This is a genomic window from Sporofaciens sp. St.21A7, from assembly GCF_059728535.1.
In genome coordinates this window covers 4,460,009-4,485,140 of record NZ_BAAGFN010000001.1, presented here as the reverse complement: position 1 = coordinate 4,485,140, position 25,132 = coordinate 4,460,009, and the positions used below count along the sequence as shown (strand labels likewise).

Genomic DNA, 25,132 nt, shown 5'->3' with positions numbered 1-25,132 from the left:
ATTGCCACGCCCATATGGGCAGCGGCAACCTCCGGCACTTGTCAGGGGAAATCCCCTGGCCCTTTTTTGACAACCATACTTTTAAAATGTTCCAGTCTAATGTATGGAAAAATTCAGGTTATTGTTTTGTAGAATCAATGTTGGAATTCAACTTTTCAGAATTTGAGCTATCGTTTCCTTTGGCACATTCCATAAATAAAGACCAGGCATATTTGAATTCCAAAGTAGACAGCAGTTCGTCATTCCTTGAACTGTACTGTAAGATAATATTTTCCAGCTTGCGGAAATCCTTCATGTCCAGAATACCCTCCAGCCAGTCGATGTCAAAATCGTTGTTCATAAGAATCTCGTCATTTTCCCATCTGCTGACGTACTTTTCGTAAATTCCATGGATTCTGCGTTCCGTTTCGTCTATCTCCAGATAAATGTTTCGCACTTGGCATCCCTGTTTGAAATTTTAATCGGGAATTCGCTATTATCAGAAGTTTCTATTGCAAATAAACCTTTGTCCGATTGTATGCGCTTTATTTCTGCAATAGGAAGTCCAGATTTTTCAATGTCTTTTAAAAGTATGGCTGCAAAATTTTTCATATCCATAACATCACCTGTTCCCCTTTAAATTAGTATATTTGGCGGCATTCTAATTCAAAATGAATGAAAATGCGGTGGACAGGTATTGTGAAAATGACATTACCCGGTTGGACACCTTTGTATTGTGCAAGCTCTGCACCGCCTTGGAATGTGAAAATTTAGTGTTCTGATATTTGTTTAGGGTTAGCGAGTTTCTGCAATAAATATAGAATCAAACTGTGAGCATGAAACAAATATGAAAATGTAGAGGTGGGAACGTGGAGGAAAATTACGGATATTTGGAAATAAGGCTGAATGAACTGCTGAAGAAAAAGGGACTGAGCAAGAACAAGCTGTCACATAAGGCAGAAATGAATTGGAAACAGATAGATAATTACTGCACGAACAGCATTACCCGGCTGGATGTGTATGTGTTGTGTAAACTGTGTACGGTGTTAGGACGTGAGATACAAGATTTGCTAGTATTCCATCCGCCGGGGGAAAAATAGCCAGGTCGTTATTGAAAATATCAATTTGATAGTAGATTTATAAAACTCGCGCCACTGGTGCGAGAAATTAGCTGGAGCAATAATATCGTCATTATGGAAAAATGCAAAGACGATTTGCAGAGGGAATTCTACATCCAGATGGCAAAGCGGTATGGATGGACAAAACGTATTTTAGCCAATTTCATTGAGGCACAGACTTACGAAAAGTATTTATTAAATCAGACTAATTTTGATTTAACACTGCCGAAGGAACGCAGGATTCAGGCAAAGCTGGCAGTAAAAGATGAATATACTTTTGACTTTGCGGAACTGTCGCCGGAATACTCTAAGCATGAGCTGGAAATGCAGTTAGTAAACAATATCCGGGCATTTCTAATAGAGATGGGCGGGGATTTTACATTTGTCGGTAATCAATACCATTTGACCGTTGGGAATCGGGATTTGTATACTGATTTACTTCTCTTTCACAGAAGATTGAGGAGCTTGGTGGCAATCGAATTGAAAATAGGCGAGTTTGAGGCGGAATACTCAGGGAAGATGCAATTATACCTAACAGCACTGGACGAGCAGATAAAACTGCCGGGAGAAAATCCGTCTATTGGCATTACTATTTGTAAGAGCAAGGACAAGACATATGTGGAATATGCATTGAAACAGTCGAATGTGTCGATTGGGGTGGCGACTTATAAGTTGAGTGATTCTCTGCCGGAGGATATGAAGGAAATGCTGCCGGAGCCGGAGGAGATTGTGGAGAGACTGAAGATATTTCAATAGATGAGTTATTAGCGTGAAAGATTTATGATAAGGGACTGTGTGGAGGAAGAGTAATGAATAAAAAACCAGAATTTATTTAGCTTCATATGTAACATATAAAGAATTATATAAATGTGAAAAATATTGAATAGGGAATGTCAGGATTTTCCTGTAAGAATTCATAAAATACCTATTTGTAGGATTTTTTGACATAACTTACACAGAAATCCTGACACTCCCGTCGAATATGTCTATTGTCACATATTTTGTGCCTTTAGTCGAGGTACTCGCTATCTACCGTTTACTCTAATTGTTTTCGGAAGCGTTATTCTCCGAGTAGTAACGGAACGCTTTTACGATATAATCAGAAGCCCCCTCTCCGTATTTGCTATCAGTCATGCTTTTGATATAATCGCTTGAATATGCGTTGATAAGCATATTCATGTAGGATTTACTACAAGATATGGATACGTTAGTGCTGTTTTCCTGTATAAATGACCATATTTCCTGAACAATGGACTGAATTTTGGAAGAGGAAACATCTTCTGACAAATCAGCAGTTAGTCTGCCATACAGTATATCAGATTGTTTTCCGATTTCTTTCACTTCTTCCGTTAAATGTGTATCTATGAGTTCAGAGAAATGCTCTAAATTATGTTTCATGGCTTCGGTGTACTTTTCAATGCTGCCGAATTGCTGAATGGCAAGTTTAGCTACCTCTGCTTCATCATCTTTGATTTTTTGAATAAACATATCAAAATTTTCAATACTTCCCCAGTGCTTGATAACATCATCAGTGCTGTTATTTTTAAAATCCTCTAAAGCGGTAATGTAATCAGACAGGTCAAATTCCTTAAAACTCATACATTGTTCTCCTTTCTCTAAGCGGCTAAGAAGCTGTATAAGTCGGTCTGTCCGATTGCGTTTTAGCAGAAGCAACTCTTTTTGCCTTTTGAAAGCCTTGATTCTATCAAAGTCTGGTTTTAGCAGAATTTCTTTAATCTCTTTCAGCTTAAATCCCAATTCCTTAAAAAATAGAATTTGTTGCAGCTTTTGTAAGGCTTCATCATCATATAGGCGATAGCCGGATTCGGTCAATTTGCTTGGCTTTAACAATGCAATTTCGTCATAGTATTGTAATGTTCGTATGCTTATGCCTGTTAATTCGGCAACTTGGCTTATGGTTCGCATTCTTATCAGCTCCTTAAATTTGTGAAGAAGCAAGACAGAGATTGTCGGCTTATATCTATTCTGCTCCTATGAGTAAAGAATACAGTATCACGTTACGTGGAAGTCAATACTTTTTGCAAAAATTTTTCTCATTCATTTTCGGGATATATTTTAACAGATATTCCCCGAACACCTTTTTTAACAATCTTGCTGTCATCGAGAATACTCTGTTTAACAGCGTCTAAATCCTTTGAGAGTGCTTCAATCGCCCGTTGGTGTTCTTCCTCCGACGGGACGGTTTTCAGTGGCTAGGGGATTATGAGATTACGGCTGATGAAGTCTTAGGCGGTATTGCCCCGAAAGCAAATAAAATGGAACAGGCGAAACGGAACGTAACCAGTGGGTGGCGGCAGAGAAAGAACGGCTTGCGGAAATTATGCTAAAGCATGATATTGAGTGGGAGAAAAAAGGAACACATGAGAAGCTCTTATCAGTTTTAGATTTTGAAAAGCAGGAGCGACAGAAAGAGGTTGCGGAACTGGAACAGATAATCTCCGGCAGTCAAGAGGAATTATCCGATATTCTTCATCAGCAGATAGCGGCAGGACAGGAAACGGAGCAGATACGGAAAGATAAAGCTGTTATCTGAAAATGAAAGGTTGGAAAAATAGCAAAAAAGGTTACAACACGAACTTAACAAAATGGTACAGTCAAAGGAAATCATGGAGCGCAATAATCTTTATGAGAAGCAGAATGACCTGAAAGGGCAGAAACAGAAGATTGAGAAGTCGTTGGAGCGATAAGAAATGTGGGGCGTGGCGGTTGCTGTGCCCTGTATTTTATAGTGGCAGGTACAGAGAGAAAGTGCTATAATCGAAAGCATGATTTAAGACATGGGAGATGAAACGGCATGGAAATAAATATTGAGGATAATTTTACATTGTTATTTGATAAAAATAATAATACGGCATACAAAGCATTACAGATGTTGAAAAAAGAATGTGAGAACTCGGACAAGGTATATTGTTATATGGATAAGTTAGCCGATATGATCGACAGTGATAATTCCTACATTCGGACAAGAGGGCTTACGCTGATTTCCTATAACGCTAAATGGGATAAAGATAATAAAATTGATGAAATCATAGACGAATATTTGAAGCATATAGAAGATGTTAAGCCAATAACGGCAAGACAGTGCATAAAATTACTGCCTATCATTGCAAAGAATAAGCCGGAATTAAAAGAAGATATTTTTACGGCATTACAAAAAGCGGATATATCTATTTATGCAGACAGTATGCAACCATTGGTTTATAAGGATATTCAAAATTCTTTGGCAGAGATAGAGAAGCTATAAATTTATTGAGATTTTAAGGAGTGTGGAGTAATGGATAACTGGTTTACAATAGATAGAATTGATGCAAATACATATAGTATCAGTGAATACCGCCATTGGGAGGAAACACATTGTTATCTGTTGAATGGAAATAACGGAAGTCTGCTTATTGATACAGGGCTTGGCATTTCCAATATCTATGAGGAAGTGCTGAAGCTTACCGATAAGCCAATTATGGCAGTTGCCACGCATATTCACTGGGATCATATTGGCGGGCATAAGTATTTCCCGGATTTTTATGCCCATGCTGATGAATTGGATTGGCTGAATGGTAAATTCCCTTTATCAATCGAAACGATAAGAGAGATGGTCATAGACCGCTGTGATTTGCCCGAAGGGTTTTGCGTGAGAGATTATGAATTGTTTCAGGGTATGCCAACAAAAGTGCTGACAGACCATAACATCATTGATATTGGCGACAGGGAAGTTGAAGTGCTGCATACTCCCGGACACTCTCCGGGGCATTTGTGCTTTTGGGAAAAAAGCAGGGGATATTTATTTACTGGCGATTTGGTTTATAAAGATATTCTGTTTGCTTATTATCCGTCTACTGACCCGGAAGCATATCTTGATTCTTTGGAAAAAGTTGCGGTATTGCCTGTAAAAAAAGTGTTTCCGGCGCACCACTCACTGGATATAGAACCGGAAATCTTAATTCGTATGCGGGAAGCGTTTAGAAATCTCAAGGCGGACGGAAAACTTCATCATGGCAGTGGGACATTTGATTATGGAGATTGGGGAGTATGGCTATAGGAAATAGGCTATGACAAAGATAAACTTTTATTTCTTATCCAGAAATGCCCGGAAACACTGCATTTGCGGGCATTTGAAGCAATATGACGATTGAATTTACTACCAATTTACTACTTTTGCCGAACCTTACAAAGAATGGCATAATAAATTAAGGAACGTTCCAAATACGAAATCACGGAACGTTCCTTTTCTTTTGCTAACTATTAGGAAATGATTCAGAATCATCTTGGGTATCGCTGTCGGGGATAAAGCGGACAATCTTTGAAATATCACAATCTAAGATATTGCATAAGGAGTTCAATGTATTCGTAGATACAGATTCATCATTCATCAATCTTTTGATTGTCTTGCTATCCAGATTATAATTCCCGCATTTATTGCGGAGATAATAAGTTGTGATACCTCTCTGAACGAAGAGTTCTCTTAATGGTTCAAAGGAAATCATCCAAATTCTCCCTTTACTTTTTCTTTATTATTACACATAATAATTGTGGATAATATGAGGGTTATTCCTCATATATTAATACGGATAGTACAATAGGGAATGTTGACAAAAAATACTGGGGGGGGGGTATTATTAATTAAGTAAATTTTATTTACGTCTCAATCTTGCACAAATCAGACGACAATCTGATTTTTGAGGGAAATTTGCAGAAGGGAAAGGAAATTGGAAGAAGCTCTCTTCTTACGGCAGGACTCCGCCAAATGAGAATACGGCAGTAAATGAAAATGTAGAAACGATTGACAACCCAAAAGAAACTAAAGGGAAATTGAACATCGGGCATATTGGCGTACTGGCAGGAAGTATCTTGGCGTTGGTTTCGGCGTTTATAAAAAACAGCGGCACATGGAGCGGTGAATCCATCATAATGCTGATAAGCTCCAGTAACGTTAATAACGGCGATGGGAAAACATATATCATGGTTTTAGCGGCACTCTTGATTGCTACGATTGTATTAGGCTTTTTCCAGAAAAACTTGATTATGCTTATTACTTCCTTAGCAAGTATGGGATGGATTATATATACATACAGGAATTGCGGGCAATCGTTTTTAAATGGAATCGGTCTTCTCCTGTTTCTGGCAGGTGGAATCCTTCTTGTTGTATCGTCCATAGCCGCTTTCCAAATCAGCAGAAGCCAAAAGGCGTAAAGGGGTGCATTCCATTCGGAATGCCGGGTGTGTCAATAGAGCAATCGGATTTAGTTTAGGAAGGAGCGCATGACCATGAGAAAAAAGGAAACATATGTGGGGAAGACTTGAGTCTGCCTTTCATGTTAAACCATGGCTAAAATGGATACGGTCGAGATTGACCGTGACAAAGAGGATACTCAAGATAAGAAGGACGATACTTCCAAGACGGAAGATAAGAAAACCGACGACAAGAAAGAGGAATCCAAGATAGAGGATAAAAAGACGGAGGATACCAAGACGCCGGACGACAAGAAAGAGGAATCCAACAAGACGGATACCAAGAAAGAAGATACGAAAAAACCGTCTACGTCCACGGATACCAAGAAGCCGTCTACCTCTACGGATACCAAGAAGCCGTCTACATCCAACGATAAGAAACCGTCCACACCGTCCAAGCAGCCGTCTACGTCCAACGACAAGAAGCCGAGCCAGCCAACGACCAATGACAAAAAGCCAGAAGCTCCGAAGGGATGCAGCCATAACTGGAAAGCAAACTATAAGACCGTAACTACAAAGGCAGCATGGGATGAGACTGTAACAGTCAAGGCGGCATGGTCCGAGCAGGTACTGGTCAGAGACGCATGGTCCGAGCAGGTATGTGTAAGAGAAGCACAGACCACTACCAGAAGCTACGACTTATGTTCATGCGGTGCAAAACTATATACCGAAGCTGAAATTCAGCAGCACTCACTGCTGGCATTCACGAATCCCGCAGCAGCAGCGAACTGCGGCAGCCGTAACGGTAAAACAGAAACCATTACGATTCCTGCGGAATACCAGACCGTAAACCACCCTGCGGAATACAAGACGGTAAACCATCCTGCCGAGACAAAGACCGTTCATCACAACGTAGAGACGAAGCAGGAACTGGTAAACCATACCTGTACGAAATGCGGGGCTGTGAAATAAACAGCATAAAAAAAGCGATATCCACCACGGATGTCGCTTTTTTTTGCGTATGCCGATAGTATAACGGAGATAGCACCCAGCAAATACTGGGTGCTATCTTATAAGTTGTGCTCCAAAACGCCTACATGAATGTATGTGAAAATGACATTACCCGGCTGTACACTTTTGGATTGTGCAAGCTTTGTACCGCCTTGGAATGCAAAATTCAAGATTTGCTTGTCTTTGTCTCAGCAGAGAAAGAGCTGGAAAAATAGATATATATGCATAATCTGCATACCAGAAAACAGAACTAGCGTTTCTGCATTTCAATATCTTTGCCATTTCCAATAAAGTGTTGGTTTTAAGAACACGATAGCCGGATTCATACTGTGCGATACGAACATCAGCGTTGCGTTCCTCATATCCCAATTTCAAGCCCAATTCACGCTGTGTCAAGCCCCGGAACGTGCGTATTCTCTTTAGCCGCTTTCATATTGCCATGTTAATTCTGTCCTTTATGAAATCATATATTTAAGGGAATCATTTCTTTTGATATCTCATGTATATTTTTGCCGAAAATCCTTTCTGCTTACTGTGCTTTTCTTTTACTCTTTTAAATTCCTTGAATCCTAATGCAGAATAACAATGGATAGCGGCAGTGTTGACATCTGTAACGTCAAGTACATAATCTTCATAGGAGCTCTGTATTATACTTTCTTTCAACATAGATGTAGCAATTCCTTTTCTTTGGTATGTATTTCGGACAGCGACAAATTCAATATAGCCTGTGGTTGGCGGATAGTCTAATGATGATTCAAATTCTTCTTTTAACACTAAATTTGCAATGTTCCCTTTGATAAATCCAAAATTTTCTTTATAAAAAGCTATATCTGTTACTGCGGCTCTGCCATTGCAATCAGATATAGCTACGACACCAACTACTTTATTTTCGGATTCCGCCACATAAAACTTTGAAATCTGTATGCCTGTACTGATTGCGGTTGCTACGGTATGTGTATTTTTGCATAATACATTAAAGTCTTTTTTAAATCCCTCTGCGATACACAAAGCGATATCACTCCTATCATTTTCGGTAGCTTGTCTGATATTTATGTTCATGTAATTTCCTTTCAAAAGTTCGATTGTTTTATTTACTATATTTTAACACATTTCAAATAATACAGTAACAAAAATTTATCAGAAATGCTAAATCTAATAAAAAAGATAAGTTTAACAAATGGGATATTTGTAACTGCAGGGGAACTGGACGGGCAACAAAAACAGAATAGCCGCTTGACGGATAAGGTTATGGAGCAGATCGATACCATAGAACGATTGCAGGAAAAAGAGTCTGATTTGGGGCGTTTGGATCGTCATTTAGGCAGGAAACAGGTGCAGCCGATAGTAGACGGTCAAAGGCATTAGAGCAGGCAGAAAAGGCAATTAAACGCCCGAAACGTGCTTCTGAAATGAGCCGATAGGAAAGGGGATTGATAGGATATGCCCTATAAAGTCAATGAAGAGAGAAAGAAAACGCCTAATTATCGACAGCTTGAACTGCTGAAAAAGAACCAAGAAACTCTTACTGTGTTGAAGAAAAATCTGATTGAAGATACGGAAACTAATAGTTGATTTTCTTAGAAAAATCGCTTATAATTTAGGCCATATTATATAGTTATGATTGAGTAGCAGGAGAAGCAGATGGCAGGCAAATAACATCTTGCCATTGATGTGAACTCGATAGTGAATGATTTTTGTTAAGTTTCTTAGGTGGTGCTTTGGAAAGTGGAGAAAGTCATTTGGATTGTGTTAAAAGAATTTGCCTATAATTGAGCATCTTGCAGAGTGTATTAAAAGAAGTAATAAAGGAGTAAGTATGCATTATCAAATTAGGAAAATCAGAGAAAATGAATATCCAATATTATCTGATTTTCTGTATGAAGCAATTTTTATTCCAGAGGGTATGGGAAAACCACCAAAATCTATTATTGAACAGCCAAAGCTTCAAGTATATATCGAAGATTTTGGGAAAGAAGATGATTGGTGCTTAGTTGCAGAAATAAAAGAGAAGATTATAGGTGCGGTATGGGTGCGTATTATGGATGATTACGGGCATATTGATGATGAAACGCCCTCATTTGCAATATCACTGTATGAGGAATACAGGAATTTAGGAATTGGTACAGCGCTTATGGAAGCTATGTTGCAATTTCTGAGAGAAAAAGGGTATAAGCAGACCTCTCTTTCTGTGCAGAAGGTAAATTATGCGGTTTGTATGTATCAGAAAGCAGGTTTTGAAATCATTGACGAAAATGAAGAAGAATACATCATGGTTTGTCGGTTGTAAAGAAGATAAAAGCGATAATAGAAACACAAAGATGCTTATTTATTATGGTGAGAGGATACGACGACAACAATAAGGGAAGGTTAGTGTGCCGCCCGCATTATATTCAGTGGATCGATAATTAAAAGTTGGAGAAAGATTATGATATATGAACTCGCAAAAATACAGGATGCGCAGGAGGTATATAATGTAGTACAACATACGATAAAAACAGTATATCCGAAATATTATCCGGTTGAAGTGGTGGACTTTTTTTGTGATTTACACAGCATGGATGCTATAAAAAAGGATATTGAAAATAATTATGTAAGCGTTATCAAAATAGATGGGAAGATTATAGCTACAGGATGTTTCGTAGATAATCATATCACAAGAGTTTATGTGTTGCCGGAACAGCAGAAAATGGGCTATGGCACATTTATTATAAAGAATATTGTAGCTCAGATTAGCGAAAATTATGATAAGGCTTATCTGGATGCTTCACTGCCCGCAGCAGCACTTTATGGAAAGTTGGGCTTTTCTATAACAAAGCATGAACATTATCCAGTAGAAAATGGAGTGATACTTGCGTATGAGGTTATGGAAAAAGAACTTCATATAGATGCGGCAGATGAATTTGAATATAAAAGAGCTACTATAGAAAATATTGATGAACTGGTAAGAACAAGAATTATAGTCCTTCGTGCAGCAAATAGGCTGCTTGATGACGTGGATATGTCCATAGTGGAGCAGGAATCTTATGCATATTATAAGCGGGCGTTGGAGAGTGGTGAACATATCGCATATTTAGTATATGACAACGAGAAATTTATCGGTGCAGGTGGCGTGAGCTTTTATCAGGTCATGCCGACCTATCACAATCCAACTGGTAAAAAGGCGTATATTATGAATATGTATACGGCGCCGGAATATCGCAGACGGGGGATTGCATTTCGCACATTGGATTTACTAATAAAGGATGCGAAGGAACTGGGCGTGATACAGATTGCGTTAGAGGCAACTGATATGGGGCGACCGTTATATGAAAAGTATGGCTTTGTGAAAATGGAAGATGAAATGGAGTTATAGCAATTATAGTGGCAGATACAAGGTGAAAATGATATAATCGAAAGTGTAGTTTATGAACAGGAGATATTAAAAAAATGAAAAGAACGATTCGAGAATTATTAGTGATGACAATAGCTACGCTGATTATTGCGGCGGCAGTATTTTTCTTTCTGATTCCCAGCCATGCGGCGGTCAGTTCAGTGTCTGGTCTGGCAATAGTACTGTCCAATTTTGTTCCCTTATCTGTGTCAGTAATTACAATGATCCTGAATGTTATTCTACTGATAGCTGGTTTCCTCCTTTGCGGACACGAATTTGGGTTCAAAACCGTATATACATCTATTCTGCTGCCAGTATTTCTTGGTATTTTTGAGTTCTTGCTGCCGAACAACGGATCGATTTCCGGAGATGCCCTGCTAGACGTGGCCTGTTATATCTTTACTGTGAGCATTGGGCTTAGCATTCTGTTCAATATGAACGCGTCCTCCGGTGGGCTTGATATTGTGGCAAAGATACTGAACAGGTATTTGCATATGGATCTCGGCAAGGCGATGAGTATCAGCGGTATGTTGGTAGCGTTGAGTTCGGCATTTGTGTATGATAAAAAGACCGTGGTATTAAGTGTCCTGGGAACTTATCTGAATGGCATGGTGCTGGATCATTTCATTTTCGGACAGAACATAAAGAGAAGAGTCTGCATCATCTCAAAGGATAAAGAGAAGCAAATCCGTGACTGGATATTGTATACCCTGAAAAGTGGAGCAACCATTTATAAGGCAGAAGGAGCATATGGAGGTACATTCCAGAATGAGATTATTACGATTGTTGACAAAAATGAATACCAGAAATTAATGCAATATGTTACCAAGGAAGATCCGGCGGCGTTCATTACCGTTTATAATGTGAATGATATGCGTTATACGCCAAAGAACGGGAGAATTTAAAAGCTTTCCTGTTCTGTGACAAATAGCTATTACTACAATGATGAAACAAGGAGACGAAAGAATGAGTAATCCGACTGCTACTATTAAGCTTAAGTGTACAGCAGCGCAGTTCTTGGGGAGACAACGACTGCCAAGAAGCGGCTGATTCGTTTCCCGGAATCATTGGACAGACCATCCTTCCATTTGATGAAGCTTGGCGTTGTCGGCGTAGTTAGTTACTATTTTTCCGCAATTCTGCTGCAGCTGACAGGAATCAACGTAAGTTATATTATCGTTGCCCTGATTATGGGTACTATTTTCACTGAGATTGGATTCTTGGATGAGGATACGTTAGGGAAGACAGAGTCTTTAGGATTCATTCTGTTTGCCTGTGTTATCATTCTGTTTTCAGATTTCGCAACATGCTCGCCGTCAGACGTACTTGCACTTCTCGGGCCAATGGCATTCATTCTGTGCGTTGGCACATTCTTCGGATGTATTACGGGCTTTATATGTGGGAAGATTTTTAAAATCGAGCCGAACCTGGCAATCGTAATGTGCCTGACATGTATGTATGGATTCCCTGCAACCATGTATCTGTCGAAGGAGGTTGCGGAAGTAACGGCAGAGAATGAAATGGAGAGACAGACCATCGAAAACTATCTGCTTCCAAAGATGAATATTGCTGGTTTTGTAACCGGGAGCTTTGCCACAGTTCTTGCCGGAATTTTCGGGGGAATGTTGTAGGCATCAGTTTGAATGATTATCGAAAAGCAAACGGCTTGAAAGGACAGATATGGAAGTTTTTATCAAAGAATATAAAGAATATAATGAGAGCGAGATATTGAAGTTATACCAAAGTGTTGGTTGGACAAATTATGTAAATAACCCTGAAATGCTGAAGAATGCATACGAAAATTCTTTAAAGATCTATGCTGCTTATATGAATGATAAAATGGCGGGGATTATCAGAGTTGTAGGAGACGGTTTTTCTGTGGTATTTATTCAAGACTTGTTGGTTTATCCAGAGTACCAACACAAGGGTATCGGGAAGGCATTGCTTGAAAAGATTTTATTAGAGTACAAGGATGTATATCAGAAACATTTACTTACCGACAATACAAAAAAGACTATTCAATTTTATAAGTCTATTGGATTTACAATGGATACAGATATGGGGTGTAGGGCATTTTCACAGTATAGAACTTTGCAAGAGCAATGACGCTTCAAGGGAAATTCACAAGCAAATAGGGCTTGCATAAAATATGCAAACCCTAACTGCTTTTCACATTAATTCATTTTCAGCTCTTCCACAATATTATTCTTCTTAATCACTCTCATGGTATACATCATTGTCAGGAACACCACCAGGAACACCCCGGCTGCCGCCACGGACAGATACCCCCAAGGCATCAGGAAATCCACATCCGCCCCAGCTCCCAGCGTCCGGTACAACGCCGCGCTGATAAGCCCGGTCAGCAGGAATCCATATACCAGCGAGCGAATCCCATAAATCAAACATTCAAAATTCATCATTTTCCGGAACCCTTTAGGCGACATTCCCATAGAGCGCAGCATAGCGAATTCTTTACGTCTAAGCATCAGGTTCGTGGAAATGGTATGGAACACATTTGCCACAGCAATCAGAGAAATCAAAACCACAAAACCATAAGTCAGCACCTTGACTGCGACAAGGGTATTCCTGTCCGTCTCGTATTCTTCCATCAAATTTTCCATATACCCGCAATCCGACAAACGCTGTTCTTCCATCTGGGCTTCAAGTTTCCGGAAGGTCTCGTTTAGATTCTCACATTGTATCCCATAGACGGCGCTGAGAAATTCTGTTTGAAAATTTTCATAGAATTTCTGGTACATACATTCCGGCAGAATCATAAAGATTCCATCTGTGTATTCCCCAAAAGACTCCGGCATCTGCTCAACGGGGTCTCCAAGCTCGAATTCCATCGTCTTGTGGAAACTTACGGCTCTTCCTTCATCGTCATACTCCAGATATCCGCCCTCAAACAACTGGTCAGTCTCTTCCGGGAAAATGGTTTCCTTCTCATACCGCTCAGTATCCGTGTTAAAATTTATTGCAGTATTCAGATATAACGCCTTCACATGGCCGCTGTCTTGATAGGAGGAAACTTCCACCTTTTGTTCCCGGGCAAATTGCCTGAAATCCGCATCATTTAAAATGAGCATATTTGCGTGAATCCAGACGGTGTCATCCGGAGCCGTTTCCGGCGTATCCCCCTCGGCAGACAATGTCTGGGAATAGATACTGAGAAGCCCTGTCTGCGCCCAATCCTTTGGAATGGCAAAATAAAAGGAGTCCCGATAATGTTTCGACACAGCCTGGATTCCTTCCGTCCGTTTCAGGACATGTTCTACGTCTGCCTCTCGTTCGTTTACATCTGCATAAAGGGTATACTTCAAATCCATCTCCGGCGCTTCCAGAACAAAAGCCCCTGTCTCTAACAGATACATATTAAACAGTCCCGCCGCCGTAAACAGCCCGATGCTCATGGTCAGAGAAATCACGGTGGCGCGGTATTTCCTGCGGTCACGCTTGTAATTCTTCTGCGCCATCATCCCCTCAAGCCCGAATAAGGATGAAATCCAGTTTCCCGTCTTGACTTCATTGGGTCTGATACGGATGTCCGTACTGGAACGGATTGCCTCCAAGGGCGTAATCTTGCGAATCCTTCTGGAAGGAATCCACACAGAAATCATAATCGTCACAAATGCAATGAAAGCCGCCGCCGCTACAGCCCAGATTGGGACATACAGCGGAATTCCCTTTTCCGTGCCATGAATCCAGTTGCTTAGCCCGCTTCCAATATAATGGAGCGTCACCCCGATTCCCCCGACTCCGGCAAGGATTCCCAGCGGGATGCCCACTGCGCTTACAAAAAATGCTTCATAGCGCATGGCGCGCCGGAGCTGCTTTTTCGTTGCGCCAATGGAGGAAAGAAGCCCGAACTGTACTGTCCGCTCCCGCATTGAAATGGAAAATGCATTGTAAATCAGTGAAATGGAGCCAGCCATAATGACTCCGACCAGAATCACCATAAGCCCTGTCAGCACAATCACCCAATTGGAGTTGTCCGCAATTCCAAGCCATCTCAGGAGAGAGTTGTTGTACATGACCGCCGTCCCGCCTTTTCCCAGGTTTTCATCTGAAAAATCAAAAACGTGGCGGGGCTGCTTCAATTCCAGAAATACGTCCTGATACTCTGTCTCCTCTTCCGTCGGGCCGGCCAGCACGTCATAACCCGGAGCCCAGAAGGACACGTCGGGCCAGGTAGCATAGACGCCCACCACGGTAAATGTCCGTGTCCCCGTTGGAGTAAATGTCTCGTCATCTTCATACTCATCATCCATATATTCATTTGACTGCCCGAGTCTGATGCCCTCATAGGAACGCTCGCCAAGTTCAAGCGTCAGCGTGTCGCCAATCTCCGTCTGGCTGCCCTCATCTTCATTTGCCAGCATAAATGCAGGAACGGCAATCTCATCCGCTGTCTTTGGCATCCGGCCTTCCTTCATGTGGGCGGGCAGCATCTCAAGGGCTTCCTTGGACAGTGAGCGCACATACAGATAAGGCATGGAAGGAGACTGCCTCACTACCGGTTCAAACCAGGCGTAGCCAAGGGTTTTCAGCACTGCCGCCTTCTCCACGTCTTCATGCTCCGAAAGGGAATGTGCCTGTTCAGAATCTGTGCCTGTGACGGCTACATGCCACTTGCCGTTTTGAGAAATGGAATAATCCACCAGAAATCTCTGGAAACTGGAGCCGAAGGTCGCCACTGCCGTAATCATAGAAGTAGATAAAATCACGCCGATTATGGTCACGATTGTCCGGACACGGTTTGCCTTCATAGTTTTTGCCGTTATTTTCGAGAAAATATTCATCGGCGGATCACCTCGTCTTTCACAATACGGCCGTCTTCCAAGGCAAGAATCCGGTCTGCCTGAAGGGCGATATTTTCATCGTGGGTAATCACAATGATGGTCTGGTGGTACACTTCATTGGAATAGCGCAGAAGTTTCATGATTTCCCGGCTATTCTCGCTGTCCAGATTTCCGGTAGGCTCGTCGGCAAGAAGGAGAGCCGGTGCGTTGAGCAGCGCTCTTCCGATGGATACGCGCTGCTGCTGCCCACCGGAGAGCTGGTTGGGAAGATGCCCTTCCCTGTTTTTCAGCTTCAAAAGTTCTAACAGTTCCTCCATCCGTTTTTCGTTGATATCCCTGCCGTCCATCAACACCGGAAGAGACATATTTTCCCGCACATTCAGTACAGGAATCAGATTATAGAACTGGTAGATCAGCCCCACCTGGCGTCTGCGGAAGATAGCAAGCTCCTCCTCGTTCTGCCCATAGACATCCACGCCCCCGACCGTCACCTTTCCGGAGGTAGGGCGGTCAACACCGCCAATCAGATGCAGAAGCGTCGATTTGCCCGAACCGGAAGAGCCGACGATGGAGATAAATTCCCCACGGTTCGCTGAGAATGAAACATGCTCAAGCGCATGGACCGCATTTTCACCTTCCCCGTAAACCTTACAAAGATCCTCAATCCGTAATATTTCCATACGATTCCCCTTCTTAAAATAGACTCTCAGAAATGATGCAGATAATTTCCTGCATGCTTTACTCTCCTGATGTGCTTTCTAGTATATCCTGCCTACATTACCCATCCGTGACTATTCCATAACAAATCTGTCACTTAACGTATCATTTTAGCAATCCCTGATTAAAGAGAAGGACTTCCGACAGCACCACTAATCCTCCAAAGCCGATAGTATGAGAGTTTTATCCAACGAACAGCAGTTATGGACGGGCGGCTCCCAACACAGACAATTCAGGGACGTTTTTAATGGAGGTGAAATCCACTGCTTACGGAAACTTAGGAACGAAGGTTCTCCTGAGTTCCTTAGTTGCAGTTAGCAGTTAGTTCACCGAAATGTTGTCCCGTCTGTGTTGGGAGCCGCCCGTCCATAACTGCGTCCGCTACCCAAAACTCAGACCATCGCCTTATAAAACCGTATCCGAAACTGTCCGCCCCCTTCCTGTGCATTCTGCGCCCGTATCACCGCATTTTCCCGTGAAAGAATCATCTGCGCCAGAGCCAGCCCGATACCGAAACTATCCTTCCCCGCATTCTCTCCCCGGTAAAACCGCTCGAACAGATGGGGCAGATCTGCCTTTGGAATCCCAGGCCCCGAATCCGTAATCAGAAGCTCCGTGTAAAGCGGATTTTCCTCACAGCATATGGTCAGCGTCCCGCCATCCGGTGTATATTCCAGTCCGTTTTTGATTACATTCTGTACGGCTTCCAGCGTCCACCCATAGTCCCCGGTAAACGACACCCCGTCCGCCCCGCGGATGGCGCAGGACTTACAGTGAAGGTCCATGGCAAGTTCAAAAGGCGCGATTGCATCCGCAAGGAATTTCTCCATAGAAACCGTTTCTTTTTGCAGTGAAATGCTCCCGGCTTCCAGTTTGGACATTTTCAGGAGCGCGGTGACAAGCCATTCGATTTTAGAAAGCAGCATTCCCGCCTCCCGGAGGAGCCTCCTTCTTGCGTCCACGTCAAGTTCCGGGCTTCGCAGCCGTTCCAGAAGGATGTGGAGCGCAGTGAGCGGCGTCCGTATCTGGTGGGAGATATCGGCAAGGGCATCCGCAAGGGAAGTCTTCTCCTTTTGAAGAAGCGCCGCCTGTTCTTTTAACCGGATGGTCATCTTATAAATCTCATCCCGCAGGATTTCCAGATCTCCTTCCTGAAAATGTTGGAACTCTGGCCTGTCATTTCCATGCAGAATCTCATCGATTTGGCCCGCAAGCAGACGCATGCCCTGATAACGCCTGCTTTCCTTTGAAAGGTGCAATGTACACCAGAATAAACTGCAAAAAAACGCCGCAGCTGCAGCGTTCCTTCCTGACAGCATCCAACCGGCAAGGACAGAAAGAAGCGTTCCTGCCATGGACACCCCGATATATCTCACAAATCCTCTGTTGCGAAATCTCCACATAGTGTCATACCTCCATCCGATATCCAAGCCCGCGGACCGTTTTGATTATCTCCGGATTCTGGGGATCGCGTTCAATCTTGTCACGTAGTCGTTTGATGTAGACGGTCAGGGTATTATCGTTGACATATTCGCCGGCTATGTCCCAGATGTCTTCCAGTAATTGCCCGCGGGAAAGGACTTTCCCACGGTTATTTAAAAAGACAAGGAACAAGCGGTATTCTAATGCCGAGAGGAACAGTTCCTCCCCGGAACGGGTGACGACGCCCTTCTCGGTATCCACCTTCAGATCCCCTGCATAGACCGCGCCTCCGGATTTTCCGGCGCGTCTTAACACGGAACGCATCCGTGAGACCAGCTCCCGGGGGCGGAAGGGTTTGCTGATATAGTCGTCCGCGCCCATGTCCAGTCCTGTTACTACGGAAAATTCATCCCCAAGGGCAGTCAGGAATATGACGGGGATATCATATTTCGCTTTGATTGCCGTACAAGTACTGTAACCGTTTCCTTCGGCGAGCGTCACGTCAAGAAGGATGAGCTGTGGGTGTTCTATGTCAATTTGCTCCATTGCTTTGCGTTGTCCGTTGGCGGAAATGACCCCGAATCCTTCTTCTTTTAAAAATGCCGACAGATTCTCCACGATTGCCGGGTCGTCTTCGATTAATAGTATTTTAGTTCCTAACATGTCTGTACTCCTTGTATTTTCTTAAATTTATCATAAAATTGCGACGCCTTCAAGGTATAACATGGATTATTGAAAGTGTTTATGCTAAGATAAGGAGGATAAAAGTAGATTCATATGTTTGTACTGCATCAAAAAAGGAACAAAAAAGCAAGGAGAAACACAATGATAGAAATCCGGCATGTAACCAAATGTTTTGACAGCATCAAAGCCTTGAACGACGTGACGTTTACCATCCCCAAAGGCAGGATATTCGGCCTTCTTGGAACCAACGGAGCAGGGAAAAGCACGCTGCTTAGGGCGATGGCGGGAATCCTTGCATGCGACGCAGGAGAGATTCTGATAGAAGGGGAGGCGTGTTACGATAATCCGCAGGGGAAGGAACGGTTTTTTTACCTGCCGGACGACCCATACTATTTCCCCAATGCAACCATGGAGACCATGACAGATTTTTACCGCAGGCAATACCCGGGCATGGAACCGGAAGCTGTGGAGTACATGGCAGAGCGGCTGGAACTGGACGCCCGAAGGCCTTTGCGCACATTTTCCAAAGGAATGAAGAGACAGGCGTTCTTGATTCTTGCCTTGTGTGCGAATACGGACTACCTGCTGTGCGACGAAGTGTTTGACGGGCTTGACCCCGTAGTGACGGAAGTGATGAAGGATTTGTTCCTCCGGGAAATGAAAGAACAAGACCGTACGGTGGTGGTTGCCGCCCATAAGCTCAAGGATTTGGAGGAGTTCTGCCAGGATATTGCAATCCTGCACAAAGGCGGGATGCTGCTTGCCGGGGATATGCGCAGGAAAGCGGGGGAGGTCTATAAGATTCAGTGTGTGTTCGACGGAGAAATGCACGAGAAAGCAGAGGAACTCCTTCATTCATATCTGGATGTGGTAAAGTTCCGGCAGGAAGGCTATTTTACAACCTTAATCGTAAAAGGACAGAAAGCAGAAATCTTAGGGCAGATACAAAAAAGAAATCCCGTGTTCTGCCGGGAGGTTCCTATGACGCTTCAGGAGGTATTTCTTGCGGAAATGGAGGGGAGCGGTTATGACGTGGGCAAAGTATTTCAGTAGATGGTTTCGGGAAGCGGGGCGTTCCCATCTTGCGGCAGTACTCTCATGGGGATTCCTGTCGCTCTATATGCTCATGATGCTGATGGAGGTTTCCGCAGATGGGGAATATGTTTTTTTCGGGATTGGGAGCATGGAATTATGTATCTTGTGCGCCGGGCTTGGGCTTGCATTTTCTATGATTGAGTTTTTCTACCTGTTTCAGGGCAGGCAGCAGGATTTCTATTATAGCCTTCCTGTGAAGAAAAGTACGGTATTCTTTAGCAGATATGTCCATGGAGTTTGCCAGTTTTTTGCGCCGCTTCTGCTGACCCAGATGATCCTTGGGGTATATGGGGCGATGAACAGCCAGAAGTTTGCCCCATATGCAGGAGGTTATCTGGGGAGGAGCATCGGGGCGTCGATGCTGGTTTTTCTAGTATTTTATCATACGGGAATGCTTGCCGTAGCCATTGCGGGGAAGATTGCGGCGGCAGTAGCGGCGGCAGCGGTGTTCCTTTTTTATTTTCAGGCGGCGGTACAGAATCTTTTTTACGGATATGTAGAGGAATTTTACCAATATTTTTACCGGATTCCTCTTTTGGAAGAAGTGAAAGAGATTCTGGCGCCATTGGGGATTGCCAAGGGACTGATGGGAACGGAAGTCTATGACTGGCAGGAGGTATGGGAATATGTGCCGGAGGGAAAGGTCATTGCTGCGGCAGTTCTCTGGGCAGGGATATTCTTTGGGCTGGCTGTATTGGCGCACAGGAGTCGGAAAACGGAGATGACAGGTCGTGTGTTTGTAAATATCCTGGCGGAGCGTGTTCTGGAAGCGGCTGTTTCATTGTTTGCTGGGATGGGGCTTGGATTGCTCATCATGGATGGGGCGCAGGTGAAAGGGCATGGTGCAGCGGCAGTGTTGGCGATGGGTGCCGGAGGCATAGCGGGTGTATGCGGGATACATTTGTTGACAGAGTGCCTTGTGCGGATGCCGGGAGCATCCCTTGGCCGGAGAAAAGGGCAGATGTGTGCAGTCAGCATTTGTGCGTTTGCCGTAGGATGTGCTTTTCTAGGGAATCAGGGCAGGTTTGACGGGTATGTACCTGAGCGCGGGCAGGTTCTTGAGGTGGCCGTGAGCGTCGGCGGGATTGATATGGGACAGAAACAGTTTATACGCGGGGAAAACGGGGATGATTCGATTGCGGAGGAAAGGCTTTTGCGGTATTCGCTGGCGGAGGATGAGAGCATTGACGAGGGGATGGCGTGGATTCAGGGAGTGGTTTCCGGGCTAGAGCATGGTCGGGATGCAGATGCAGTGCATGGTGAAGTGAGAGAAGCAAAAGAGGATAGACTTACGTCGGCAACCGTTTGCTATCATTTTAAGGACGGCAGCAGATGTTACAGGCGCTATCCGCTTAACGGGGAGGCATTAGAGTCATTTTCCCGGGTGTATGAAACGGAAGAATATAAGAAACGGGCGTATCCGCTGGTGGAAGTTGCGGATATTACAAAGGGGCAGGTCACATGGTCGGACGGTGTGGCAAAGAAAATGCTGGCAATGTCAGAATCGGACAAGGCGGCGATGCTTGCAGCGTATAAGAAAGACATTGCGAGGCTTAGGATGGAGATGTTGGGGACGGCATTTCCTATTGGATTTATGGAAATTATTTCCGAGGTAGATGGAATTTATCTGGAGGCAATGATTTATCCCTTCTTTGAGAGGACTTGTAAAATACTTGAGGAAGCGGGGGCTGATGTGGGAAAATCTCTTGTAGATTATGGAATTACGTCGGTGAAAGTAAAGGCTTCGTCTCCGGCGGGGCAAGGGTATTCCGGGGGTGTGCATATGCAGTTCTACGACAAGGAGAATGACATTGCCAAGTGGAGTGAGAAATTGATACCGGATAGCTTTGCGGTACAGCCTGTTCTGCGTCCGGTGGATTCTTCTGTGCAGGCCGAAGTACAGGTGGAAGATGAAGCCGCTAACGGCGCGGTGGTCGTGGATTGTTATGGAGTGGAAGAAAGGGGCGGAAAGTAAATGGAAACAGGGGAACCTGAGGTGCTGTTGATGGGAGCGGCGATTATTGACGTGCTGGTCCGTCCGGCCGATGAAGAGGTATTTCGGACAGGCTCTTATCCGGCAGAGGATATCCGGATGTCGGTAGGCGCGGATGCGCTGAATGAGGCGACTGTGCTTGCCCGTATGGGGAAGCCCGTCCGGCTTGTCACGGTGATTGGAAATGATTTGGCGGGAAGGTTTCTGATTGAACACTGCAGGCGGGAGGGAATCGGGCTTTCAGACGGATGTGTCCGGGACGGTATGGCAACGGGAATCAATGTGGTGCTGGTAGGGGAGGATGGAAGACGGAATTTTCTTACGAACGCCAGTGGGAGCTTGCGGAAATTATGTCTGGGAGATATTCAGACGCCATTTCCGAAGAGTGTGAAGATTGTCTGTTTTGCCAGTATTTTCGTGTTCCCGCAGATTGGGGCGAAGGAGCTTGCCTGTATCTTTGCACAGGCCAAGAGACAGAATAAGATTGTGTGTGCGGATATGACGAAATGTAAGAATAGGGAGACCGTGGAGGAGATGGCGGAGGCATTTTCCTATATTGATTATTTACTGCCAAACGACGAGGAGGCGATGCTTCTTACCGGGAAGGAGACGGTTTCTTTGGCGGCGGCGGAGCTTTTGAAAACGGGCGTGGGGAATGTGGTGGTTAAGTGCGGCCGGGATGGATGTCTGGTGATGAACCGGGAAGAATCTTATATGGTGCCTGGGAAAACAGGGACGCCGTGCGTGGATACTACGGGAGCGGGAGACAGCTTTGCGGCGGGATTTATTTTCGCATTGTCGAAGGGGCGGCCGCTAAGGGAATGCGCGGAGTATGGGAATGAATGCGGAGCGAGGGCGGTTGCTGTGGTGGGGGCGACGGAGTGGTTGAAAGGAGAAACATGTCATGGTATACTCACACGAAATTATTCTGCCGAATGATGATATCCCCTTTAAGATGTTCATCTTCGAGGGAAAGGACGGCAATTATGTGCGCAAGAAGCATTGGCACAGGTCGATTGAGATTTTTGCGCTTTTCGAGGGTGAATTGGAATTCTATGTAGATGAGGCGCGGTATTCGCTGCGGCCGGGAGAATTTATGCTGGTGAATTCCAATGAAATTCATTCTATTTTTTCCCCAAAGCGGAATCAGACAGTGGTTCTGCAGATTCCGCTTACCACATTTGAAAAATATTATACAGACGAAAAATTTATCTATTTTTCCCATAGTTCCAGATTGCAGGATGAAGAAGTCATGCATCTGCTTAGGGATATGTACCACACTTATCATGAAAAGCCGTGTGGGTATGAGTTGAAGGTTCAGGGGCAGTTCTATATGCTTCTTTATATTCTTGTGACAAAGTATCGCGAAACGGACGTGAATGAAAAAGTAATCCAAAATAGCCGGAAACTGGATAGGCTTTCCCAGATTACTGCTTACATGGAAGAAAACTATAGGGAAGATATTTCGCTGGAAAGCCTGGCGGAGATCTTCGGGTATTCGGCGACGTATCTGTCCAGGATGTTCCGGAAATATGCGAAGACGAATTACAAAGCATGTCTGGATGATATCAGGCTGGAGCACGCGGTGAAGGAGCTTGCGGATACAAGGCTTCCGATTGGTGAAGTCGTATTTAGGAATGGGTTTCCGAACAGCAGAGCATTTGTAAAGGTATTCAAGAAGCGGTATGGGATGCTGCCGAAGGAATACCGCAGGATGATGCAGCCTTTTTCTTAAAGGTTTCTTAAAGTAGGAGGTTCAGCTTGTACTTCTTGACAGGATGTGCTATACTCAAAAGCAAGAATTCTAGAAGGCATTCGTCTTTTATATTCTCACAGACAGTTCGTCTGATGTTTACCTGATAATATTTTAGAAGGCAGAATGTTACTGCCGGTCATTTTGCGCATGTATGTGGTAACATTTCTGCAGACAGCACACTAGGCAGAAAGGGGGATTATGGCATGGAGAAAGCGCAATATCGATATAGAGCCGCAGAAAACGTATAAGCCGGGGTATCCCATTGAGAAGCGGGGAATTTATTATCTTGCGCGGCGGTTGTCTTCCCAGCTGTCATTGGCTCTTGAGGGGACGGATTACTCCCAGTTGACAAAATGTTACAGTATTTGGATTTGCCGGGATGATGTCCCGCCAAAAGAGCGTTACAGTATATCCTTCTACGAGATGGCCAACACGAAGAATACTGCGCCGAATTCTATAGCGAAAGAAAATTATGATTTGATGACGTTAGTAGTTATCAAATTGGGGAATGAGGTGTATAATGGGGGAAAGGAAGATGAAGGATATGAACTTTTGCATTTCCTGAATGCAATTATGTACCCGCATAAGGAGGACTTTATGGCTACGGTGACGGAGTACATTGATTATCCTGAAAATACGGATCTGTGGAAGGGGGTAACACAAGTGAGCAGCTTGGAGCAGGTTATCTTTGAAGGGGCTATCGATGATGCATTAAAGTTTGTAGAAAGAGAAACAAGGGAAGTCAGGGAAGCGCTGTATCGAGAGAAAGAAGAAGCAGAGAGGGAGAAAGAAAAGATAAGCCGGGAGAAAGAAGAGGTAAGCCGGGAGAAAGAAGAGGTGAGCCGGGAGAAAGAAGAGGTAAGCCGGGAGAAAGAAGAAATAAATCGAGAAAGAGAAGAGGTAGAACGAAAGAAAGAAGAAATAAACCGAGAGAGAGAAGAGGTAAATCGGGTGAGAGAAGAAGTGTGTCAAGTCAGAGAAGAAGTGTGTCAAGCCAGAGAAGAAGTGTGTCAAGCCAGAGAAGAAGTGTGTCAAGCCAGAGAAGAAGGAATCCAAGCGATTATTTTAGACAATTTGGAAGAACAGGTTCCAAAGGAAAGAATTGTTCTGAAGCTTCAAAAGCATTTCAATCTTACGAAAGAGAAGGCAGAGCATTACTATAAAAAGTATGCCTGATTTATTGTGGTAAAAAAGCATCACAAATATAGAAGGGGAACAGCAGAAAATGTGCTGTTCCTTTTTGTAAAAGACAAAAAAATACCATAAAAAGGCTAATTATTGCGTTGTATGCCCATAAAAAAGTTGATAAAATGACATTAATAAGCAACAACGCAAAAAGGAGAGAAGAAATATGGAGATTCAGAAGGTAACAGATGCCGCCTTCGGTGTCTACGGAAAAGTTCTGACAGGATATGACTGTGCCGAATTGTTGGAAGTGATGAAGCGGCAGCCTTGTCCGGCGGATGATGTGGTCTATGTCCCGTCTGTGGAAGCTTTGGAGAAGCTGTCAGTGGCAGAGGAGCTAAAAAAACGTGCATACGGCGGGCTTCCGATTCAGGTCGGGTATTGCAATGGGAACAACCGAAAACTTAATGCCGTGGAGTATCATCGCTCATCGGAGGTAGATATTGCAGAGAGCGACTTAATTCTCTTGCTTGGAAAGCAGCAGGATATTGAAGCAGACCATACATACGATACGTCTAAGATTGAAGCATTCCATGTGCCTGCGGGGACGGTTGTGGAATTATATGCGACGACGCTTCACTATGCGCCTTGCAGTGCGAAAGAGAGTGGATTCCGCTGTGTAATCGTATTGCCAAAGGATACGAACCTGGAGCTTGACTTTACGTCCGCAGCCGAGGGCGAAGATAAGCTGATTACAGCAAAGAATAAATGGCTGATTGCACATGAGGATGCAAAGATTAACGGAGCATTCTGTGGATTAAAAGGAGAGAACATTACGTTGTAATAATGCGATTGAAAATACCATTAATATGG

29 protein-coding genes and 3 pseudogenes are annotated in these 25,132 nt (G+C 43.8%); 22 read left to right on the top strand and 10 right to left on the bottom strand.

The features are described from left to right. Positions 1-118: 118 nt before the first annotated feature. Positions 119-436, bottom strand: a complete 318-nt coding sequence (locus AC6I3O_RS22230) for a hypothetical protein (RefSeq protein ID WP_300701040.1) — start codon at positions 434-436, stop codon at positions 119-121. Then, a complete protein-coding gene (locus AC6I3O_RS22225; protein ID WP_497852734.1) occupies positions 412-591 on the bottom strand; it encodes a hypothetical protein in 180 nt (59 codons plus the stop codon). Before AC6I3O_RS22225 ends, AC6I3O_RS22230 begins: the two co-directional genes overlap by 25 nt. A gap of 257 nt (positions 592-848) precedes the next feature. Between AC6I3O_RS22225 and AC6I3O_RS22220 the strand changes: the two genes are divergently transcribed. Both AC6I3O_RS22220 and AC6I3O_RS22215 read left to right on the top strand, forming a co-directional pair. After that, a complete protein-coding gene (locus AC6I3O_RS22220) occupies positions 849-1,079 on the top strand; it encodes a helix-turn-helix domain-containing protein (protein WP_300701036.1) in 231 nt (76 codons plus the stop codon). Positions 1,080-1,118: 39 nt separating this feature from the next. Further along, positions 1,119-1,853, top strand: a complete 735-nt coding sequence (locus AC6I3O_RS22215) for a PDDEXK nuclease domain-containing protein (protein WP_300701043.1) — start codon at positions 1,119-1,121, stop codon at positions 1,851-1,853. 285 nt (positions 1,854-2,138) lie between these two features. Here AC6I3O_RS22215 and AC6I3O_RS22210 read toward each other — a convergent pair whose 3' ends face one another. Further along, positions 2,139-3,023 (bottom strand): MerR family transcriptional regulator, encoded by an 885-nt coding sequence (locus tag AC6I3O_RS22210; RefSeq protein ID WP_497852733.1) that lies wholly within the window; start codon positions 3,021-3,023, stop codon positions 2,139-2,141. Between the two features lie 382 nt (positions 3,024-3,405). On the opposite strand from AC6I3O_RS22210, the gene AC6I3O_RS22205 reads away from it, so the two are divergent. The 3 genes from AC6I3O_RS22205 to AC6I3O_RS22195 all read left to right on the top strand — a co-directional run bounded on the left by AC6I3O_RS22205 (position 3,406) and on the right by AC6I3O_RS22195 (position 5,154). Then, on the top strand, positions 3,406-3,651 hold the full coding sequence (locus AC6I3O_RS22205) for a hypothetical protein (RefSeq protein ID WP_497852732.1): 246 nt from the start codon (positions 3,406-3,408) through the stop codon (positions 3,649-3,651). Between the two features lie 261 nt (positions 3,652-3,912). Beyond that, positions 3,913-4,362 (top strand): HEAT-like fold family protein, encoded by a 450-nt coding sequence (locus tag AC6I3O_RS22200; protein ID WP_497852731.1) that lies wholly within the window; start codon positions 3,913-3,915, stop codon positions 4,360-4,362. Between the two features lie 30 nt (positions 4,363-4,392). After that, positions 4,393-5,154, top strand: coding sequence for an MBL fold metallo-hydrolase (locus tag AC6I3O_RS22195; protein ID WP_497852730.1), 762 nt, complete (start codon positions 4,393-4,395; stop codon positions 5,152-5,154). A gap of 196 nt (positions 5,155-5,350) precedes the next feature. On the opposite strand, the gene AC6I3O_RS22190 is transcribed toward AC6I3O_RS22195, so the two are convergent. After that, positions 5,351-5,599 carry a helix-turn-helix domain-containing protein gene (locus tag AC6I3O_RS22190; protein ID WP_497852729.1) on the bottom strand — a complete coding sequence of 83 codons (249 nt, stop codon included), beginning with the start codon at positions 5,597-5,599 and terminating at the stop codon, positions 5,351-5,353. Between the two features lie 325 nt (positions 5,600-5,924). Between AC6I3O_RS22190 and AC6I3O_RS22185 the strand changes: the two genes are divergently transcribed. From AC6I3O_RS22185 to AC6I3O_RS22175, 3 genes are all read left to right on the top strand, one after another. Beyond that, entirely contained in the window at positions 5,925-6,305 is a 381-nt protein-coding gene (locus tag AC6I3O_RS22185; protein WP_497852728.1) for a hypothetical protein, read from the top strand. A gap of 132 nt (positions 6,306-6,437) precedes the next feature. Further along, positions 6,438-7,256, top strand: coding sequence for a hypothetical protein (locus AC6I3O_RS22180; protein ID WP_497852727.1), 819 nt, complete (start codon positions 6,438-6,440; stop codon positions 7,254-7,256). Positions 7,257-7,381: 125 nt separating this feature from the next. After that, positions 7,382-7,510, top strand: a complete 129-nt coding sequence (locus AC6I3O_RS22175) for a helix-turn-helix domain-containing protein (RefSeq protein WP_497852726.1) — start codon at positions 7,382-7,384, stop codon at positions 7,508-7,510. Positions 7,511-7,568: 58 nt separating this feature from the next. Here the strand turns inward: AC6I3O_RS22175 and AC6I3O_RS22170 are convergent. Together AC6I3O_RS22170 and AC6I3O_RS22165 are read right to left on the bottom strand one after the other, a co-directional pair. Further along, positions 7,569-7,709 (bottom strand): annotated as a pseudogene (locus AC6I3O_RS22170) (helix-turn-helix domain-containing protein); the annotation flags it as partial. 66 nt (positions 7,710-7,775) lie between these two features. Beyond that, positions 7,776-8,354: a GNAT family N-acetyltransferase gene (locus tag AC6I3O_RS22165; protein WP_497852725.1), complete on the bottom strand. Its 579-nt coding sequence runs from the start codon at positions 8,352-8,354 to the stop codon at positions 7,776-7,778. A 144-nt stretch (positions 8,355-8,498) separates the two neighbouring features. Between AC6I3O_RS22165 and AC6I3O_RS22160 the strand changes: the two are divergent. The 8 genes and pseudogenes from AC6I3O_RS22160 to AC6I3O_RS22125 all read left to right on the top strand — a co-directional run. Further along, positions 8,499-8,716, top strand: a pseudogene (locus AC6I3O_RS22160) (plasmid recombination protein); the annotation flags it as partial. 19 nt (positions 8,717-8,735) lie between these two features. Then, positions 8,736-8,867, top strand: a complete 132-nt coding sequence (locus AC6I3O_RS22155) for a hypothetical protein (RefSeq protein WP_497852724.1) — start codon at positions 8,736-8,738, stop codon at positions 8,865-8,867. A 244-nt stretch (positions 8,868-9,111) separates the two neighbouring features. After that, on the top strand, positions 9,112-9,582 hold the full coding sequence (locus AC6I3O_RS22150) for a GNAT family N-acetyltransferase (protein WP_497853567.1): 471 nt from the start codon (positions 9,112-9,114) through the stop codon (positions 9,580-9,582). 138 nt (positions 9,583-9,720) lie between these two features. Then, positions 9,721-10,107, top strand: a pseudogene (locus tag AC6I3O_RS22145) (GNAT family N-acetyltransferase); the annotation flags it as partial. A gap of 51 nt (positions 10,108-10,158) precedes the next feature. Continuing rightward, entirely contained in the window at positions 10,159-10,647 is a 489-nt protein-coding gene (locus AC6I3O_RS22140; protein WP_497853565.1) for a GNAT family N-acetyltransferase, read from the top strand. 74 nt (positions 10,648-10,721) lie between these two features. Further along, a complete protein-coding gene (locus AC6I3O_RS22135; RefSeq protein ID WP_497852723.1) occupies positions 10,722-11,570 on the top strand; it encodes a YitT family protein in 849 nt (282 codons plus the stop codon). Positions 11,571-11,663: 93 nt separating this feature from the next. Next, positions 11,664-12,296 (top strand): hypothetical protein, encoded by a 633-nt coding sequence (locus AC6I3O_RS22130; protein ID WP_497852722.1) that lies wholly within the window; start codon positions 11,664-11,666, stop codon positions 12,294-12,296. A gap of 49 nt (positions 12,297-12,345) precedes the next feature. Continuing rightward, the gene (locus tag AC6I3O_RS22125; RefSeq protein ID WP_497852721.1) at positions 12,346-12,771 is read left to right on the top strand and encodes a GNAT family N-acetyltransferase; all 426 of its coding nucleotides are present in this window, start codon (positions 12,346-12,348) and stop codon (positions 12,769-12,771) included. Between the two features lie 68 nt (positions 12,772-12,839). Here AC6I3O_RS22125 and AC6I3O_RS22120 read toward each other — a convergent pair whose 3' ends face one another. The 4 genes from AC6I3O_RS22120 to AC6I3O_RS22105 all read right to left on the bottom strand — a co-directional run bounded on the left by AC6I3O_RS22120 (position 12,840) and on the right by AC6I3O_RS22105 (position 18,269). After that, the gene (locus AC6I3O_RS22120; protein WP_497852720.1) at positions 12,840-15,467 is read right to left on the bottom strand and encodes an FtsX-like permease family protein; all 2,628 of its coding nucleotides are present in this window, start codon (positions 15,465-15,467) and stop codon (positions 12,840-12,842) included. Then, the gene (locus AC6I3O_RS22115; protein ID WP_497852719.1) at positions 15,464-16,147 is read right to left on the bottom strand and encodes an ABC transporter ATP-binding protein; all 684 of its coding nucleotides are present in this window, start codon (positions 16,145-16,147) and stop codon (positions 15,464-15,466) included. The genes AC6I3O_RS22120 and AC6I3O_RS22115 overlap by 4 nt, the downstream gene beginning before the upstream one ends. Positions 16,148-16,576: 429 nt before the next feature. Beyond that, positions 16,577-17,587, bottom strand: coding sequence for a sensor histidine kinase (locus AC6I3O_RS22110; RefSeq protein WP_497852718.1), 1,011 nt, complete (start codon positions 17,585-17,587; stop codon positions 16,577-16,579). Between the two features lie 4 nt (positions 17,588-17,591). Then, the gene (locus AC6I3O_RS22105) at positions 17,592-18,269 is read right to left on the bottom strand and encodes a response regulator transcription factor (RefSeq protein ID WP_497852717.1); all 678 of its coding nucleotides are present in this window, start codon (positions 18,267-18,269) and stop codon (positions 17,592-17,594) included. 162 nt (positions 18,270-18,431) lie between these two features. Between AC6I3O_RS22105 and AC6I3O_RS22100 the strand changes: the two genes are divergently transcribed. The 6 genes from AC6I3O_RS22100 (at position 18,432) to AC6I3O_RS22075 (ending at position 25,103) form a co-directional block, all read left to right on the top strand. Next, positions 18,432-19,343: an ABC transporter ATP-binding protein gene (locus tag AC6I3O_RS22100; RefSeq protein WP_497852716.1), complete on the top strand. Its 912-nt coding sequence runs from the start codon at positions 18,432-18,434 to the stop codon at positions 19,341-19,343. Continuing rightward, positions 19,318-21,360 (top strand): DUF6449 domain-containing protein, encoded by a 2,043-nt coding sequence (locus AC6I3O_RS22095; RefSeq protein ID WP_497852715.1) that lies wholly within the window; start codon positions 19,318-19,320, stop codon positions 21,358-21,360. Before AC6I3O_RS22100 ends, AC6I3O_RS22095 begins: the two co-directional genes overlap by 26 nt. Beyond that, positions 21,361-22,317 carry a carbohydrate kinase family protein gene (locus AC6I3O_RS22090; RefSeq protein WP_497852714.1) on the top strand — a complete coding sequence of 319 codons (957 nt, stop codon included), beginning with the start codon at positions 21,361-21,363 and terminating at the stop codon, positions 22,315-22,317. Continuing rightward, a complete protein-coding gene (locus AC6I3O_RS22085) occupies positions 22,283-23,113 on the top strand; it encodes a helix-turn-helix transcriptional regulator (RefSeq protein WP_497852713.1) in 831 nt (276 codons plus the stop codon). Before AC6I3O_RS22090 ends, AC6I3O_RS22085 begins: the two co-directional genes overlap by 35 nt. Before the next feature lie 219 nt (positions 23,114-23,332). Beyond that, entirely contained in the window at positions 23,333-24,310 is a 978-nt protein-coding gene (locus AC6I3O_RS22080) for a hypothetical protein (protein WP_497852712.1), read from the top strand. Between the two features lie 175 nt (positions 24,311-24,485). After that, on the top strand, positions 24,486-25,103 hold the full coding sequence (locus AC6I3O_RS22075) for a DUF4867 family protein (protein ID WP_497852711.1): 618 nt from the start codon (positions 24,486-24,488) through the stop codon (positions 25,101-25,103). Positions 25,104-25,132: the final 29 nt, after the last annotated feature.

What these genes read in the sequence shown, in the direction of transcription:
- AC6I3O_RS22210 (WP_497852733.1), bottom strand. Translation starts at nt 3,023, where the DNA reads ATGCGAACCATAAGCCAAGTTGCCGAATTAACAGGCATAAGCATACGA.
- AC6I3O_RS22105 (WP_497852717.1), bottom strand. Translation starts at nt 18,269, where the DNA reads ATGTTAGGAACTAAAATACTATTAATCGAAGACGACCCGGCAATCGTG.
- AC6I3O_RS22125 (WP_497852721.1), top strand. Translation starts at nt 12,346, where the DNA reads ATGGAAGTTTTTATCAAAGAATATAAAGAATATAATGAGAGCGAGATA.
- AC6I3O_RS22180 (WP_497852727.1), top strand. Translation starts at nt 6,438, where the DNA reads ATGGCTAAAATGGATACGGTCGAGATTGACCGTGACAAAGAGGATACT.
- AC6I3O_RS22110 (WP_497852718.1), bottom strand. Translation starts at nt 17,587, where the DNA reads ATGTGGAGATTTCGCAACAGAGGATTTGTGAGATATATCGGGGTGTCC.
- AC6I3O_RS22090 (WP_497852714.1), top strand. Translation starts at nt 21,361, where the DNA reads ATGGAAACAGGGGAACCTGAGGTGCTGTTGATGGGAGCGGCGATTATT.
- AC6I3O_RS22175 (WP_497852726.1), top strand. Translation starts at nt 7,382, where the DNA reads ATGAATGTATGTGAAAATGACATTACCCGGCTGTACACTTTTGGATTG.
- AC6I3O_RS22095 (WP_497852715.1), top strand. Translation starts at nt 19,318, where the DNA reads ATGACGTGGGCAAAGTATTTCAGTAGATGGTTTCGGGAAGCGGGGCGT.
- AC6I3O_RS22150 (WP_497853567.1), top strand. Translation starts at nt 9,112, where the DNA reads ATGCATTATCAAATTAGGAAAATCAGAGAAAATGAATATCCAATATTA.
- AC6I3O_RS22190 (WP_497852729.1), bottom strand. Translation starts at nt 5,599, where the DNA reads ATGATTTCCTTTGAACCATTAAGAGAACTCTTCGTTCAGAGAGGTATC.
- AC6I3O_RS22075 (WP_497852711.1), top strand. Translation starts at nt 24,486, where the DNA reads ATGGAGATTCAGAAGGTAACAGATGCCGCCTTCGGTGTCTACGGAAAA.
- AC6I3O_RS22195 (WP_497852730.1), top strand. Translation starts at nt 4,393, where the DNA reads ATGGATAACTGGTTTACAATAGATAGAATTGATGCAAATACATATAGT.
- AC6I3O_RS22120 (WP_497852720.1), bottom strand. Translation starts at nt 15,467, where the DNA reads ATGAATATTTTCTCGAAAATAACGGCAAAAACTATGAAGGCAAACCGT.
- AC6I3O_RS22100 (WP_497852716.1), top strand. Translation starts at nt 18,432, where the DNA reads ATGATAGAAATCCGGCATGTAACCAAATGTTTTGACAGCATCAAAGCC.
- AC6I3O_RS22085 (WP_497852713.1), top strand. Translation starts at nt 22,283, where the DNA reads ATGGTATACTCACACGAAATTATTCTGCCGAATGATGATATCCCCTTT.
- AC6I3O_RS22165 (WP_497852725.1), bottom strand. Translation starts at nt 8,354, where the DNA reads ATGAACATAAATATCAGACAAGCTACCGAAAATGATAGGAGTGATATC.
- AC6I3O_RS22115 (WP_497852719.1), bottom strand. Translation starts at nt 16,147, where the DNA reads ATGGAAATATTACGGATTGAGGATCTTTGTAAGGTTTACGGGGAAGGT.
- AC6I3O_RS22155 (WP_497852724.1), top strand. Translation starts at nt 8,736, where the DNA reads ATGCCCTATAAAGTCAATGAAGAGAGAAAGAAAACGCCTAATTATCGA.
- AC6I3O_RS22140 (WP_497853565.1), top strand. Translation starts at nt 10,159, where the DNA reads ATGGAAAAAGAACTTCATATAGATGCGGCAGATGAATTTGAATATAAA.
- AC6I3O_RS22225 (WP_497852734.1), bottom strand. Translation starts at nt 591, where the DNA reads ATGAAAAATTTTGCAGCCATACTTTTAAAAGACATTGAAAAATCTGGA.
- AC6I3O_RS22080 (WP_497852712.1), top strand. Translation starts at nt 23,333, where the DNA reads ATGGCATGGAGAAAGCGCAATATCGATATAGAGCCGCAGAAAACGTAT.
- AC6I3O_RS22135 (WP_497852723.1), top strand. Translation starts at nt 10,722, where the DNA reads ATGAAAAGAACGATTCGAGAATTATTAGTGATGACAATAGCTACGCTG.
- AC6I3O_RS22200 (WP_497852731.1), top strand. Translation starts at nt 3,913, where the DNA reads ATGGAAATAAATATTGAGGATAATTTTACATTGTTATTTGATAAAAAT.